This is a genomic window from Streptomyces sp. NBC_00876 (assembly GCF_045207435.1).
Classification (GTDB): Bacteria; Actinomycetota; Actinomycetes; order Streptomycetales; family Streptomycetaceae; genus Streptomyces.
In genome coordinates this window covers 7,636,383-7,651,362 of the sequence record NZ_CP108800.1, presented here as the reverse complement: position 1 = coordinate 7,651,362, position 14,980 = coordinate 7,636,383, and the positions used below count along the sequence as shown (strand labels likewise).

Below are 14,980 nucleotides of genomic sequence, written 5' to 3'. Positions count from 1 at the left end.
CTCCTCGTGGATGTGGGCGCTGCTCAGGCTCGGGCCGGGGCGGGCAGGTGGATGGTCTTGGTCTCCTGATACGCGGAGAAGCCCTCGGGGCCGAACTCGCGGCCGATACCGGAGTTCTTGTAGCCGCCGAACGGGCCGGCGACATCGAAGCGCTGGCAGTTGACGGAGTAGGTGCCGGTGCGGATCCGCCGGGCGATCTCGGTGCCGTGCTCGTCGGTGCCCGCCCAGACGGTGCCGGCCAGGCCGTAGGGCGAGTCGTTGGCGATCCGGACGGCGTCCGCCTCGTCCTCGTAGCGGATCAGGCAGATCACCGGGCCGAAGATCTCCTCCTGGGCGATCCGCATCCCGTTGTCGACGTCGCCGAAGAGGGTGGGCTCGATGTACCAGCCGGTGTCCAGACCCTCGGGGACGCCGCCGCCGGTGAGGACCGTGGCGCCCTCCTCCCGGCCGATGCGTACGTAGTCGAGGTTCCGCCGCCGCTGCGCCTCGGTGACCATCGGGCCGATCACGGTGGCCGGGTCGGACGGGTCGCCGACCTTGAGCGAGGCGACGGCCGCCGTGAGCGCGGCGGCGATCTCGTCGTAGCGGCTCGCCGGGGCGAGGATGCGGGTCAGCGCCACGCACGCCTGGCCGCTGTTGGCGAAGGCGCCCATGACGAGGTTCGGCAGGGCGGCGCCGAGGTCCGCGTCCTCCAGGAGGATCGCCGCGGACTTGCCGCCGAGCTCCAGGGTCACGCGGGTGAGGTTCTGGGCGGCGGCGGCCATGATCTGCTTGCCGGCGGCGACCGACCCCGTGAAGGCGACCTTGTCGACGCCCGGGTGGGCGGCCAGGTAGGCACTGGTCTCCCGGTCGGCCGGCAGCACACTGAGCACGCCTTCCGGCAGACCCGCGGCCTCGCACACCTCCGCCAGGAGGTAGGCGTCCAGGGGCGTTTCCGGGGAGGGCTTGAGAACGACGGCGCAGCCGGCGAGAAGGGCGGGCGCGAGCTTGCCGGCGATGGTCAGCTGCGGAACGTTCCACGGAGTGATCGCGGCGACCACACCGACCGGCTCGCGGCGGATCAGCAGGGGGCCGGTCAGACCGGGCCGCTGCTCCTCCGTCGCGAGGCCGGCGGCGACGGCGAGGGTCGCGCCGAAGGTGGCGACGGCGCTGAGCGCCTGGGCCCGGACGGAGACGGTGATGGGGCAGCCGTTCTGCAGGGTGATCAGTTCGGCGAGCTCCTGGTGGCGAGCAAGGAGGCCGTCCTTGATCCGGGTGACGATCTCGATGCGCTCGGCGGGCGTCATCCGGGGCCAGGGGCCGCGGTCGAAGGCCTCGCGGGCCGCGGCGACCGCGCGGTCCACATCCTCGGGGGCCGCGTGGGGCACGCGCCCGACGACCTGCTCGGTCACCGGAGAGATCACCTCGATGGTGTCCGGGCCCGCGGGCTCGGCCCACCGGCCGCCGATGAAGAGGGTGCGGTGTTCCAGGATGTCGCTCATGTGCTGTTCCTCGCTGTCATGGCGCGGGCAGGGCGGTACCGGACAACGGACGGCCACATGATCGGAAGGAGCCGCTGAAGTGAACTCCGACTACTCCGCGCGCAGGCATGGAGCTAGTGTTTTCTGGCCCCATAGTGCAATAAGTTAATTCACGCTAACGCATCTGTCCAGATTGGGTCAGCCCGCGTAGCCATAGAAGCCGCGCCCCGCCTTGCGACCCACCGCGCCGGCCGCCACCATGCGCCGCAGCAGCGGCGGCGGGGCGTACAGCGGCTCCTTGAACTCGTCGTACATCGACTCGGCGATCGACAGCGCCGTGTCCAGGCCGATGAGGTCGAGCAGCCGGAGCGGCCCCATCGGATGGGCGCAGCCGAGCACCATGCCGGCGTCGATGTCCTCGACCGATGCCACCCCGGACTCGAGCATCCGCACGGCGGAGACGAGGTAGGGCACCAGCAGCGCGTTGACCACGAATCCGGCACGGTCCTTGGCGCGTATGACGGTCTTGCCCAGGCGCTGCCCGGCGAAGACCGTCAGCGCGTCCACGACCTCGGGCGCGGTGAGCTGGGTCGGGATGACTTCGACCAGCCGCTGCACCGGCACCGGGTTGAAGAAGTGGACACCGACGACGTTCTGCGGCCGCGCGGTGACGGCGGCCAGATCGATGATCGGGATCGACGAGGTGTTGGAGGCGATGACCGCCCCGCCGTCGGCGAGGACGCGGTCGAGCCGCTCGAACACGGACATCTTGGCGTCCCGCCGTTCGGCGACCGCCTCGACGACCAGATCGCGGTCGGCGAAGTCGGCGAGATCGGAGGTGAAGACGATCCTCCTGAGCGTCGACTCACGCTCCTCCTCGGTCAGCTTGCCGGCGCGCACCCCTCGGTCGAGCGAGCCGGTCAGCCGGGAGCGGCCGGCGGTCAGCGCCTGCGCGTCGCGTTCGGCGACCAGCACGTCGAGGCCGGCGCGCGCGCAGACCTGGGCTATCCCGGAGCCCATGAGGCCGCAGCCCACGACCCCGACTCGGCTGAATTCACGCATCGGGCGAATGTCCTCTCTCACGTTTCCCGAACCCCGCAAGGGCGACGGAGGCGGTCCGCCGGCCGGGTATGCCGCCGACGTCCGACACCTGCGTCAGGCGCCGCCGCCCGGCACCCTCCCGCCTCGCACGCCCCGGCCCCTGCCCGGACGAGCTCACCTCAAGCCACCGCATGATCAGGCAAGCGAAACATCACCGGAAGAGCCGAGAGATACGGGATTTTCTGGGAAGTTAGCACGCCCGGACCTAGACTCCGAGGTTATTGCAGATTAACTTGTGAGTGTCCGGCGAGTCTGCCGGGCGTGCCAGGAAGGATCCGCCGACCATGCGTCGCAGCGTGTTCACCGAAGACCACGAAGCTTTCCGGGCGACCGTCCGGGCGTTCATCGCCGACGAGGTCACCCCCCACTACGCGGACTGGGAGAAGCAGGGCCATGTGCCCCGCGAGCTCTACCGCAAGCTCGGAGCCCTGGGCGTCCTGGGCATCAACGTCCCCGAGGAGTACGGCGGGGTGGGCGTCACCGACTTCACCTACCAGGCCGTGATCCGGGAGGAGTGCGGCCGGGCGGGCGTCGGGTTCGGCGCCGAATCGGTGCACACCTGCCTCGTCCTTCCCTACCTGCTGGAATTCGGCAGTGCGGAACAGAAGCGGCGCTGGCTGCCCGGCTTCCTCTCCGGCGAGATCATGACCGCCATCGCGATGACCGAGCCCGGCACCGGCTCCGACCTCGCGGGCATCGCCACCCGGGCCCGGCTCTCCGAGGACGGCACCCACTTCGTCCTCGACGGCGCGAAGACCTTCATCACCGGCGGCGCGCAGGCCGATCTCGTCCTGGTCGTCTGCCGGACCGCGGCCCACGACCCCGCCGACCGCCGGGGCGGGCTCTCGATCCTGTGCGTGGACACGGCCTGTGAGGGCTTCTCCGTCGGACGCAAGCTCGACAAGATCGGACTGCGCGCCCAGGACACCGCCGAGCTGTCCTTCACAGGAGTCCGGGTCCCGGTCGGGAACCTGCTCGGCGAGGAGGGTGCGGCCTTCAGGTATCTCACCCACAACCTCGCGGTGGAGCGCCTCGGCGCCGCGGTCAACGCCTATGCCAACGCGGCCGGGGCGATCGGCTTCGCCACGGACTACGTGCGCGAGCGCGAGGTCTTCGGCAGGCCGGTCGCCTCGTTCCAGAACACCAAGTTCGTCCTCGCCGAGTGCGCCACCGAGGTCACCGCCGCGCAGGCCCTCGTCGACCGCGCCCTCGTGGAGCACGCGGCAGGCGAACTGACGGCCGCCGACGCCGCCCGCGCCAAGCTCTTCTGCACCGAGGTCGCGGGGCGCGTCATCGACAAGTGCCTCCAGCTGCACGGTGGTTACGGCTACATGCTGGAGTACCCCATCGCCCGCCTCTACGCGGACACCCGGGTGAACCGGATCTACGCCGGGACCAGCGAGGTCATGAAGACGATCATCGCCAAGGACCTCGGGCTCTGAACCCGCCCGTTCCCCCACCCCACTTCCCCCAGGAGGACCCATGCGCGACGCAGTCATCGTCGACGCCGTCCGTACCGCCGTCGGCAAGCGCGGCGGCTCGCTCTCGCAGCTGCACTCCGCCTCGCTCTCCGCCCATGTCCTCAAGTCCCTGACCGCGCGCACCGGTCTCGACCCGGCCCTCGTCGACGACGTCATCTGGGGCTGCGCCTCCGGGGTCGGCATGCAGGCCGGATGCATCGCCCGCGCCGCCGTCCTGGCGGCGGGCTGGCCGGAGTCCGTGCCCGGCGTCACCGTCGACCGCCAGTGCGGCTCGTCGCAGCAGGCCGTGCACCAGGCGGCGGCCGGGGTGATCTCCGGCCAGTACGACGTCGCCGTCGCCGGTGGCGTGGAGATCATGAGCCGGCTGCCGCTGGGCACCACCCGGGGCGACGGCAGCTTCGGCGAGCCCTTCGGCCCCGACGTCTTCGCACGCTACGGCGGCATCCGCTTCAACCAGGGCACGGGCGCCCAGCTGATCGCCGACGAGTACGGCATCACCCGCACCGAGATGGACCAGCACGGCCTGGACTCCCACGCCCGCGCCGCCAGGGCCATCGACGAGGGCCGGTTCAAGGACCAGATCACCCCCATCACCGTCCCCGTCCCCGGGGACGCGACCGCCCCCTCCGGGTCGGGCGGCACGCGCGTCTTCGACACCGACGAGGGCGTACGCCGCGACTCCACCCCGGAGAGGCTGGCCGGCCTCAAGCCCGCCTTCACCGAGGAAGGGACGATCACCGCGGGCAACGCCTCGCAGGTCTCCGACGGCACCGCCGCGCTGCTCGTCACCACCAGCGAGTTCGCCGCCTCCCAGGGGTGGACACCGATGGCCCGGATCCATACGGCCGTGGTCACCGGAACGGACCCCGTCACCATGCTCAAGGGCCCCATTCCGGCCACCGCCAAGGCGCTCAAGAGAGCAGGCCTGTCGATCGACGACATAGGCGCCTTCGAGATCAACGAGGCGTTCGCCTCCGTGAGTCTCGCCTGGCTCCGCGAGACCGGCGCGGACTACGCGCGGATGAATCCGCTCGGCGGTGCCATGGCGCTCGGCCACCCCATCGGCGGCTCCGGCGCGCGCCTGATGACCACCCTCGTCCACCACATGCGCGACAACGGCATCCGCTACGGCCTCCAGTCCATGTGCGAGGGCGGCGGCATGGCCAACGCCACCGTCCTCGAACTCCTGTGAGGGCGAACCCCGATGCCCGTACCGTCCAGAACCACCAGGACACGGGGCCCGGGTCCGGCCGGGCCCCTGAGCACGGCCGACGGCAAGGACCTCGTCGGATTCCTTGACGTGGAGCAACTGGACCGCGACCTGTTCCGCGGCTGGTGTCACGACGGAATGCCGTCGCGCGCCTTCGGCGGCCAGGTGGCGGCCCAGGCACTCGCGGCCGCCGGCCGGACCGTCCCCGAGGACCGCAACGTTCATTCCCTGCACGGCCACTTCCTGCGTCCGGGCGACACGGCCCGTCCTCTCCTCCACACGGTGGAGCGGCTGCGGGACGGCTCCTCCTATCTGTCCCGCCGGGTCACCGCCGTCCAGGGGGGTGAGAGCGTCTTCACCCTCACCGCGTCGTTCAAGCGGCCGGAGCCGTCCGACGACCGCCAGCCGGTGATGCCGCGCACCCCCGGGCCGGACGCACTGCCCGGCATGTACGAGACCTGGGCGAGGAACGCCCCGGAGGACTTCGCGCGGGCCGAGTTCTGCCGTGTCCTCGACATGTGTTACGTCCCCGGTCCGCCCGAACCGACGACGCCCGGCCTGACGGAGCAGAAGCTCTGGATACGCGCGAGCGAACGGCTGCCCGACGACCCGGGACTGCACGCCTGCGCCCTCGCGTACGCCTCCGATCTCTTCCTCGCCCCGGCCGCGGCACTGACCCGCCAACCGCCCCGGATGCTGCGCGACGAGCCCTCGTCGGTCTTCCTCACCTCGCTGGACCACTCCGTCTGGTACCACCGGCCGTTCCGCGCCGACGAGTGGATGCTGTTCGCCCAGCGCAGCCCGACCTCGGCGGACGGCCGCGGCCTCGCCTTCGCGGACGTCTGGAGCATCGACGGCAGCCTGATCGCCCATGTGGTGCAGGAGACCGTGGTGCGCCCGTCGCGGGCTCGCCGCCGCTGATCGCCCACTCCCCTCATCCACGTCCCATCGGAGGAACTCCACATGTCCGACCTGGTCCTCACCTCGTTCGAGGACGGCATCGCCGTCGTGACGATCAACCGCCCCGAGGCCCGCAACGCCGTCAACCGGGCGGTGGCGGACGCCGTCGCCGAGGCCATCGACGAACTCGATGCCCGCGACGACCTCGTCGTCGGTGTCATCACGGGCGCCGGCGGTACCTTCTGCGCCGGCGCGGACCTCAAGGCACTGGCCGCGGGCGAACGCTCCGGCGTTCCCGGCCGGGGCTTCTGCGGGATCACCCAGACACCGCCCGCCAAACCGCTCATCGCCGCGGTCGAGGGGTACGCGCTCGGCGGAGGCACCGAACTCGCCCTCGCCTGCGACCTGATCGTCGCCGCCAGGACCGCGAAGTTCGGCCTCCCGGAGACCAGACGAGGTCTCATCGCGGCGGGTGGCGGTCTGGTGCGCCTGCCCAGGAAGATCCCGTACAACATCGCCATGCAGTACGCGCTGACAGGTGCCCTCCTCGACGCGGAGCGCGGCCACGAGCTGGGCCTGGTCAACGAACTCACCATGCAGGGCGATGCGTTGGAAGGTGCTCTGGCCCTCGCGAAGGAGATCGCCGCGAACGGCCCGCTGGCCGTGCGCGCCAGTAAGGGGATCGTCGTGGATTCGGCCGACTGGCCGGCCGACGAGGTCTGGGACCGCAACCGGAGCGCCTGCGACCCGGTCTTCGCGTCGGCCGACGCCAAGGAGGGCGCGCTGGCGTTCGGGGAGAAGCGCGCCCCGGTCTGGGGCGGCCGCTGAGGGCCGGGACGGCGTTCCCCGCCCCGGGGCGCCGGATCGCCGGCTTCCCCGGTACCGGAGTGCATCACCGCTATCGTCCGAGGCACCGCCCGGGCATGTCTGGACAAAGGAGTTCCGCCATGACCACCATCTGGCCGCGAGGGCTTTCCCGCACCCTCGACTACCCCGACGGCATGATCTCGGATCTGCTCGCCGGGTCCGCCCACGCCTTTCCCGACCGTGCGGCGCTGGTCGACGGCGAGGTGCGGCTCACCTTCGCCGAACTGCACGAGCGGTCCCTGCGGGTGGCCCAGGGGCTGCGCGAGCAGGGCATCGCCCCGGGCGAAGCAGTCGCCGTACACATGCCCAATTCGCTCTGGTTCACGGTCGCGTACTACGGCATCCTGCTCGCGGGCGCCGCAGTGGTGCCGGTCAATCCGACGCAGCCGCCCCTCGCCCTGCGCCGTCAGCTCGACGATTCGGGCGCGGTCGCCGCGTTCACCCATCCTTCCGTCGCGGCGCAGCTGTCCCAGGCGCTGGAGGGCTCCGGGACGGTCCGCCGCGTCTTTCCCGCACCGGCCACGACGGCGGCCCCGGCCGGTGACCGGGGGGCGGTCTCGTTCCCGGTCACCGAGGTCGCCCTGAACGATCTCATGAAGGCCGAGGCGGCTCCGGCGACCGCGGTGGACGGGGACGCGGTCGCGCACCTCGCCTTCACCGGCGGTACGACGGGTGTGCCCAAGGCAGTCCGCGTCCTGCACCGCAACCTCATCAAGAACGTGCTCCAGGTGGCGTGCTGGCGCAGCGCCGCCGTCCCGCACACGGACGAGCAGGGCCGCATCACGCTGCGCCAGGTACCCGGGGCCCCGACCACGCACCACATCCCGGTCGGCGGCGCGACCGGTATCTCCATTGCGCCGCTCTTCCACGGCATGGGCATGGTCAGCCAGAGCATCTTCGTCGTCGCCGGGCTCACCGTCGTCGTGTTCGGCCGGTTCGACGCGGTCCGTTACCTGGACACCATCGAGCGCCTCGGCGTCCATGCCGTGACCGGCTCCCCCGCCCTGTGCCACGCGATCCTCGCCGTGCCGGACGTGCGGGAGCGCGACCTTTCCTGTGTACGGCTGGTCAGCAGCGGCTCCGCGCCGATCAACCCGGCCGCGGCCGCCGAGCTCGCCGAGGTCTTCCCCAACGCCGTGGTCAGTGACGGCTACGGACTGACGGAGGCGACCATGGGCGTCGCGATCAGCCCGCTGGACCGCTCGATGCCGCGCCCCGAGGGCAGCACCGGCCTGGTCCTGTTCGACACCGAGGTCGGGATCCGGGAGCCGGACGGGGTCACGCCCGTACCGCCCGGCGGGCGGGGCGAGGTCTGGGTCCGGGGCCCGCAGGTCACCGACGGCTACCTCGGCCACCCCGAACTCACCGCCGAGCAGTTTGCCGACGGCTGGCTGCGCACCGGCGATCTGGGCACGCTCGACGCGGACGGATGGCTGTCGCTCGTGGGCCGGGCGAAGGACATGCTCATCTACAAGGGGTACAACGTGTACCCCGGCCCGCTGGAGAACATCCTGCGCGAGCACCCCGCGGTGGCCCAGGCGTCCGTGGTGGGCCGGCCGCATCCCGAGCACGGCGAGCTCCCGGTGGCCTTCGTCTCGCTGAAGGCCGAGGGGGGCGTGGAGGCCACGGCCGAGGAGCTGATCGCGTACGTCGCCGCGCGCGTGGCCCCGTACCAACGGGTCCGGGACGTGGTCATCGTGGACGAGCTGCCGCTCTCGGCCACGGGAAAGATCCTCAAGACGGAGCTGCGCAGGCGGGCGGGCAGCTCCTGAGGGCTGGTCACAGCCGTTCTCCCGGGCGCTATGTCCGGCGTGGCCGGGCAGAGTGGGTACTCTGTCCGGCCACATCCGCGTGCCCCGGCGCTACTGGGCGTAGGCGCGCAGCGGGGGCTCCGCCGGAACCTTCGTGGCGTTGAGGATCTCCGCGGTGAAGTTCGCGCCCGTGACCGCCGTTGCCGCCACGGCCTCGTGCGGCAGCACTCCCGGGAGATCGACCTCCAGGCACTTGCCGAACGGCAGCCGGCTGGGGACCGCCGCTCCGGAGTGCGACAGGGCGTCCACGACCAGCCTGTACGTGACGGCGTCGTAGAGCATGCCGAAGTGGGCGACGACGCGGCCGGCACAGACGTCCTGGAGCAGGATGTTCTTCGCCCCGTTCAGGGGGGCGGTCGTGAACGGCGTGATCGCCTCGTCGGTGAAGCTGTAGATATTGGTGTAGGAGAGGTCGCCGGGGGTCTCGTCGTCCCGGTCGAGGGCGGCGACGAAGTCGGAACCGATGGTGAACTGGTGCAGCGCCGGTGCGCACTGGCCGACACAGAAGAGGTTGCCGCCGGTGACCCCATGGCCGGGGTCGGCCAGAAGAACCAGGTCGTCGACCCGGCTCTGCAGGTGCGGCCACCACTTCACGGCCCAGCGCATCTCCATGTTGCCCTGGCTGTGACCGATCACGTCGGCCTTGCGGCCGGTGGCGGCGTAGATCGTGTCGATGGCGTGGACGACGTACTCGGCCGCGTCCTGGATGTCGCCCATCGACCTGTTGGGCAGCTCGACGCCGCACACGTCGTAGCCCGCGTCGCGCAGGGCCGGAGCGTAGTTCCACCCCCAGGTCTCGTCGTAGGTGGAGGTGGTGCCGTGGACCAGGAGGACCGGCTCACGGTCGGGATGGGTGAAGGAGCCGGGGCAGCGCAGGGCCGCGTCGAGTGTGGCGACGGGGGTGTTCAGCGGCGGCTCGGCGGCGGCCGAGGCAGCCGGGAGCGGTCCGAGCAGTACGGCCACGGACGTGGCCACGAGCGTGGCGGCGAACGTACGGGCCCTTCGGTGCCGGTTCAGGGTGCTCCACCATCTGTTCACGGACGACTCCTCTGTCGGAACGGTTTCCGCGCACGCGCAGGTCTCCTCCATGCCGGGGAACCGGGAAGGAACAACCCGCCGTGCCGGGAAGGATGCCGGGGTTGGTGATTCACCATGACCGGGCCGCCGGTACCGGACAAGGCTTCCCGCGCGTCCCCGGTACGCCCCGCCGGATTCGTGTGAAGCGGCACATCGGCGGCCCTTCGATCATGCCGGGCGGCACAGCGCCGCCGCCCTTCCGCCGGCCGGACAACGGAAAGCACCGGGGCCCGTGACGCGGGCCCCGGTGCTGCGAGGAGTGCCGTTACGGCAGGACGATCGGGAAGTTTCGCGCCGGGGTCTCCAGCAGCCCGTGGAAGGTGGCGAGCACGCTGACATCGCCCTCCGCCGTGACGGTCCCTGATCCGATCGCCTCCGGGAAGGAGGTGCGCTGCGCGAGGATCAGGTCGAGGGTGGCGCGTTCCAGACGCAGGGTCAGCTGTGGCGCTCCCCCGCCCGGTGCGTCGCCCCGCATGGGGGTCAGCACGCCGTTGCCCAGGAGGAGCGTCCACACCTCGTCGGTGTCGGTGAACTCCCAGCGCAGCAGCAGCCGGTGGGCGGCCGCCCGCGGGCCGTCGAGTCGGACGGCCATCGACTCGAAGAGCTGGCCGGTGGAAAGGGCCGCCAGCATGTCGGCGCTCTCCTTGCCGGGGGCTCCGGTCCGGCGCCTGTCCTGACCGGCCTCCCGCAGCTCCTTGGCTCCGGTGAGGTAGATGTTGCGCCAGGTGCCGTTCTCCTGGCCGAAGCCCAGCTTCTCGTACGTGGCTGTCTGCAGCTCGCGGGCCGCCGTGTGCTCCGGCTGGGCGAACAGGACGTGGTTGAGGAGTTCGGCGGCCCAGCGCAGGTCGCCGCCCCCGAACGCCTCCAGGGCCGTGGCGACGGTGGCGTCCGCTCCGCCCATGGCGGCGACGTACCTCTTGGCCTGCTCGACCGGCGGGTGCTGCCACAGGTGGGCCGGGTTGCCGTCGTACCAGCCCATGTACCGCTGGTACACGGCCTTGACGTTGTGGCTGAGGGAACCGTAGTAGCCGCGTACGCTCCAGGCCCGGCCCAGCTCGCCGGGGAAGGACTGGATCTCCTCGGCGATCTCGGGACCCGTCAGGCCCTGGTTCATCAGCCGGACGGTCTGGTCGTGGAGGTACGCGTAGGCGTCGCGCTGCTGGGTGAGCATGCGCATCACCTCGTCGTGACCCCAGGTCGGCCAGTTGTGGGAGCCGATGAGGGTTTCGGTCACGTCGAAGAGCTGGATCGACTCGGTGATGTACGACGCCCAGGCGTGGGCGTCGCGGACCTGGGCGCCGCGCAGCGTGAGGACGTTGTGCAGCGAGTGGTTGACGTTCTCGGCGATGAGCAGGACGCGTCGGTCGGGCAGGGAGAAGTTCATCTCCGAGGGGGCCTCGGTGTCCGGGGTCAGCTGGAAGACCAGCCGCACCCCGTCCAGGACGAGCTCCTGCCCCGTCTCCGTGATGCTCAGCGTCGGTGCGATCAGGCCGACGGTGCCGGTGGACAAGGCCTGCCCGAGGCCGAAGCCGACCGATGCCTCGGGGCCGACCGGCAGTGAGCGGCCGTACATGTAGACGGCGCGGCGCAGCATCGCGGGGCCCGCGAAGACGTTCTCGCTGACGGCGTGGTCCATGAACCCGTCGGGTGCGATGACCACGCAGTCGCCGGCCCTGACCGCCTCGTTCGTGGTGACGCCGAGGACTCCGCCGAAGTGGTCGCCGTGGCTGTGCGTGTAGATCACGGCCCTGACCGGGCGCTCGCCGCGGTTGCGGGTGTAGAGCCCGAGGCCTGCGGCGGCGACCTCCCGGGAGGTCAGCGGGTCGACGACGACCACACCGGTCTCGCCCTCGATGATCGTCATGTTGGAGACGTCGAGGCCGCGCACCTGGTAGATCCCTGGCTCGACCTCGAAGAGGCCCTGGGCGGTGTTGAGCCCGCTCTGCCGCCACAGGCTCGGGTGCACGGTGTCGGGGCACGCGTCCTTGTTCAGGAAGTCCCAGCGGTCGTTGTCCCAGACGACCCGGCCCGCTTCGTTGCGTACGACGCAGGGCTCCAGCCTGTCGATCAGGCCGCGGGTGGCGTTGGCCCGGTCGGTGGTGTCGTCCCAGTCGGGTCCGGACGTGGCGGTCATCGTCGGTCAGCCCTCTCGGTCGGTGGCGGTGGTCCGGGTCCATACGCCGCTCTCGCCCGCGGCGGCCGCGCGGCGGCCGATGCTCTCGGCCCAGTGGCGCTCGGAGGCGACGGCGTCGCGCCAGGACCAGAGGCGGCGGGTGAGCCGGTGCAGCGGGTACTCCTCGGTGATGCCCATGGCGCCGTGCAGTTGGTGGGCGATCCGGGCGATCTCGGTGGCGGCGGCCGCCGTGGTGACGCGGGCGATGTCGGCGCAGCCGCCGAGCGGTTCACCGTCGCGGGCCAGCGCGAGAGCGGCATCGGCCTGGACGAGCTGGACCCGCATCCGGGCGAGGTTGCCGGCGACGGCCGGGATCTTCAGGAGAGGGGCGCCGAACTGCTCGCGCTCGGAGACGTACGTCCTGGTGAGCCGGTAGGCGCCGTGTGCGGCTCCGAGAACGGCCGCCGACCAGAGGAGGGCGAGGCGCTCGCGCACCTCCTCGTACGTGGGTGCGCCCGCGACGGCGGTGACCGGGGTGTCGGCGACGACCACGGTGTCGCGGGGCTCGCCTGCGATGTTGTCGACGTTCCGTACCGTCACCGAGGCGTCTCCCAGGTCGAGCAGGAGCGCCGTCGCACCGGGTGCGCAGAGCACCAGGCGGGCGGCGTCGCGGGCCCACGGCACGGAGGTGAGCACGGCACTGACGGTGCCTGATGCAGCATCGGGTGCCTCGTCGAGCAGCACGACGGTGGTGAGGCCGTCGGTGAGGGGACCGGCGTGGCCGAGCACCCAGTCGGCCGTGGACGCCTCGATGACGGGGACGCCGATGCCGTGCCCGGCCAGCGACCCGACCACCACGAGCAGGTCGTCGAAGGAGCCGCCCGAGCCGCCGCTGTCCTCCTCGATGCCGATGCGGTGCAGGCCGAGTTCGACCAGGCCGGCCCACAGGCCGGGTCCGTCGGACCCGGCCAGGTCGTCGACCAGGTTCCGCAGCTCGTCGGCGAACTGGCTCCGGCTCATGATCGGGCCTCCTGTCGGGCGATGAGGGAGAGCAGGACCTCGGCCGCGCCACCGCGCAGGCTGAAGGCGGGCGAGGCGAGCAGCGCCTGGCCGAACGCACCGTCGAAGGACGGTTCCCGGCAGAGGTCGGTGCGGCGCAGCGCTTCGATGACGTCGTGCTCGAAGGCGTTGCCGAGGTATTTGAGCGCCGCGGCCTGCTGGACGGGTGCCCGGCCCGCGTCCATGGCCCGGGCGACGTCGAAGCACAGCCGGCGCAGCACGGCGAGCCGGGCCACCAACGAGCCGAGCAGTGCGTGCAGTTCACGGTCGTTCTGCTGCCGCGCCGTCTCGGTGATCAGCTCGACGAGGACGGGGTAGCTGGACAGGGAGCGCTCGGCGCCGCCTCGCTCGAAGGAGAGCTGTTCGACCACCTGCTTCCAGCCTTGGCCGGCCTCGCCGAGGACGCGGTGCGCGGGGACGAAGACGTTCTCGAAGCGGACCTCGTTGAAGTGGTGTTCTCCGGCCAGGTCGACGATCGGTGTGACGGACACCCCCTCGGCGTCCATGTCGAGGATGAACTCGGTGAGTCCCTCGTGCTTGCGCTCGCCCCGGGACGTGCGCGCGAGCACATAGGCGTGGGTGGCGTGGTGGGCCTGGGTGGTCCAGATCTTGTGACCGTCGACGCGCCAGCCTCCGTCGGCCGGTTGCGCGGTGGTCCGTACGGAGGCGAGGTCGGAGCCGGCTTCGGGCTCGCTCATGCCCAGGCAGAACACCGCCTCGCCGGAAGCGATCCTGGGGACGATCTCCTCCTGGAGCGCGCGGGTGCCGTGGCGCAGGACGGCCGGGCCGATCTGGCGGTCGCCGATCCAGTGCGCGGCGACCGGGGCGCCCGCGCGGAGCAGTTCCTCGGTGACGGCGAGCCGTTCGACGTTGGTGCGCCCGGCGCCGCCGAACTCCCGCGGGTACGTCATGGCGATGAGCCCCCGGGCGGCGAGCTCCTTGCTGAACTCCAGGTCGAAGGAGCGCAGCCAGGAGTCGCTGCGGGGGGTGTAGCGTCCGGCGTCGCGCCATGCGGCGGTCAGCTCGCGGACCTGGGTGCGCAGTTCGGCGCAGGAGTCCGCGCCTGGGGTGTGGTCCATGGTGGCCTTTCGGGCGTACGAGGCGGGGTCAGCGGCCGTTGAAAACGCCGGGACGCTTCTCCTGGAAGGCCTCGAACGCCTCTTGCGAGTCCTCGGTGGAGGTGATGACGGCCATGTGGGAGGAGATGAGGTCGAGTGCGGTCCGCAGGTCGTGGCGGGCGCCCTGGCGGACGGCACGCTTGATGGTGCGGATGGCGACCGGCGGCCGTTCGGCGAGCCGGGCGGCGTACGCGTACACCGCGTCCATCAGGTCCTCGTCCTCGTGCACCTCGTCGACCAGGCCGATGCGCAGCGCCTCCTCGGCGCCGACGAAGTCGCCGGTCCACAGCATCCGCAGCGCGGTGGAGGTGCCGACGGCGCGCGGCAGCAGCCAGCAGCCACCGTCGCCGGGGACCAGACCGACCTTGATGTAGCCCTCGCAGAAGCGGGCTCCGCGTCCGGCGAAGCGCAGGTCGCACAGGAGCGCCATGTCCATTCCGGCGCCGACGGCGGGGCCTGCGACGGCGGCGATGACGGGCTTGTCGATGTCTTCGAGGGCGAGCGCGACACGGTGCACGTTCTGGGTCAGCAGCTCCTTCTCGCCCAGCGGCGCCCGCTTCTCCCCCTTGAAGGCGGAGAGGTCGACACCGGAGCAGAAGGAGCCGCCGGCGCCGGTGACGACGATGACCCGCACCTCGGGGTCCCTCTGTGCGTCCGTCAGGGCGTCGGCCCACGCGTGCACCATGTCGATGGTGAAGGCGTTCTTGCGCTCGGGGCGGTTGAGGAGAATGGTCGCGATCCCGTCGCGGACCGTGTACTCGAGATCGGCCATCGCCGTCCCTT

General features: G+C 71.4%; 12 protein-coding genes. 5 read left to right on the top strand and 7 right to left on the bottom strand.

The genetic code is table 11. The features are described 5' to 3' along the window. Positions 1–23: 23 nt before the first annotated feature. On the bottom strand, positions 24–1,481 hold the full coding sequence (locus OG782_RS33435; RefSeq protein ID WP_406457476.1) for an aldehyde dehydrogenase: 1,458 nt from the start codon (positions 1,479–1,481) through the stop codon (positions 24–26). 177 nt (positions 1,482–1,658) lie between these two features. Further along, positions 1,659–2,522 (bottom strand): 3-hydroxybutyryl-CoA dehydrogenase, encoded by an 864-nt coding sequence (locus tag OG782_RS33430; protein ID WP_406457474.1) that lies wholly within the window; start codon positions 2,520–2,522, stop codon positions 1,659–1,661. 323 nt (positions 2,523–2,845) lie between these two features. Between OG782_RS33430 and OG782_RS33425 the strand changes: the two genes are divergently transcribed. From OG782_RS33425 to OG782_RS33405, 5 genes are all read left to right on the top strand, one after another. After that, complete coding sequence (locus tag OG782_RS33425) at positions 2,846–4,003, top strand: acyl-CoA dehydrogenase family protein (protein WP_406457472.1); 1,158 nt, start codon at positions 2,846–2,848, stop codon at positions 4,001–4,003. Between the two features lie 40 nt (positions 4,004–4,043). Further along, positions 4,044–5,234, top strand: coding sequence for a thiolase family protein (locus OG782_RS33420; RefSeq protein ID WP_406457470.1), 1,191 nt, complete (start codon positions 4,044–4,046; stop codon positions 5,232–5,234). A 12-nt stretch (positions 5,235–5,246) separates the two neighbouring features. Beyond that, positions 5,247–6,173 carry an acyl-CoA thioesterase gene (locus OG782_RS33415; protein ID WP_406457468.1) on the top strand — a complete coding sequence of 309 codons (927 nt, stop codon included), beginning with the start codon at positions 5,247–5,249 and terminating at the stop codon, positions 6,171–6,173. 42 nt (positions 6,174–6,215) lie between these two features. After that, positions 6,216–6,980: a crotonase/enoyl-CoA hydratase family protein gene (locus tag OG782_RS33410; protein ID WP_406457466.1), complete on the top strand. Its 765-nt coding sequence runs from the start codon at positions 6,216–6,218 to the stop codon at positions 6,978–6,980. A gap of 119 nt (positions 6,981–7,099) precedes the next feature. Further along, positions 7,100–8,791: an AMP-binding protein gene (locus OG782_RS33405; protein WP_406457464.1), complete on the top strand. Its 1,692-nt coding sequence runs from the start codon at positions 7,100–7,102 to the stop codon at positions 8,789–8,791. 90 nt (positions 8,792–8,881) lie between these two features. Here OG782_RS33405 and OG782_RS33400 read toward each other — a convergent pair whose 3' ends face one another. The 5 genes from OG782_RS33400 to OG782_RS33380 form a co-directional block, all read right to left on the bottom strand. Next, positions 8,882–9,868 (bottom strand): esterase/lipase family protein, encoded by a 987-nt coding sequence (locus OG782_RS33400; protein WP_406457463.1) that lies wholly within the window; start codon positions 9,866–9,868, stop codon positions 8,882–8,884. 304 nt (positions 9,869–10,172) lie between these two features. Next, positions 10,173–12,041: an alkyl/aryl-sulfatase gene (locus tag OG782_RS33395; RefSeq protein WP_406457461.1), complete on the bottom strand. Its 1,869-nt coding sequence runs from the start codon at positions 12,039–12,041 to the stop codon at positions 10,173–10,175. Positions 12,042–12,047: 6 nt separating this feature from the next. After that, positions 12,048–13,040, bottom strand: coding sequence for an acyl-CoA dehydrogenase family protein (locus OG782_RS33390; protein ID WP_406457459.1), 993 nt, complete (start codon positions 13,038–13,040; stop codon positions 12,048–12,050). Next, positions 13,037–14,158, bottom strand: a complete 1,122-nt coding sequence (locus OG782_RS33385) for an acyl-CoA dehydrogenase family protein (protein ID WP_406457457.1) — start codon at positions 14,156–14,158, stop codon at positions 13,037–13,039. Before OG782_RS33385 ends, OG782_RS33390 begins: the two co-directional genes overlap by 4 nt. Positions 14,159–14,186: 28 nt before the next feature. After that, positions 14,187–14,969, bottom strand: coding sequence for an enoyl-CoA hydratase/isomerase family protein (locus tag OG782_RS33380; RefSeq protein WP_406457455.1), 783 nt, complete (start codon positions 14,967–14,969; stop codon positions 14,187–14,189). Positions 14,970–14,980: the final 11 nt, after the last annotated feature.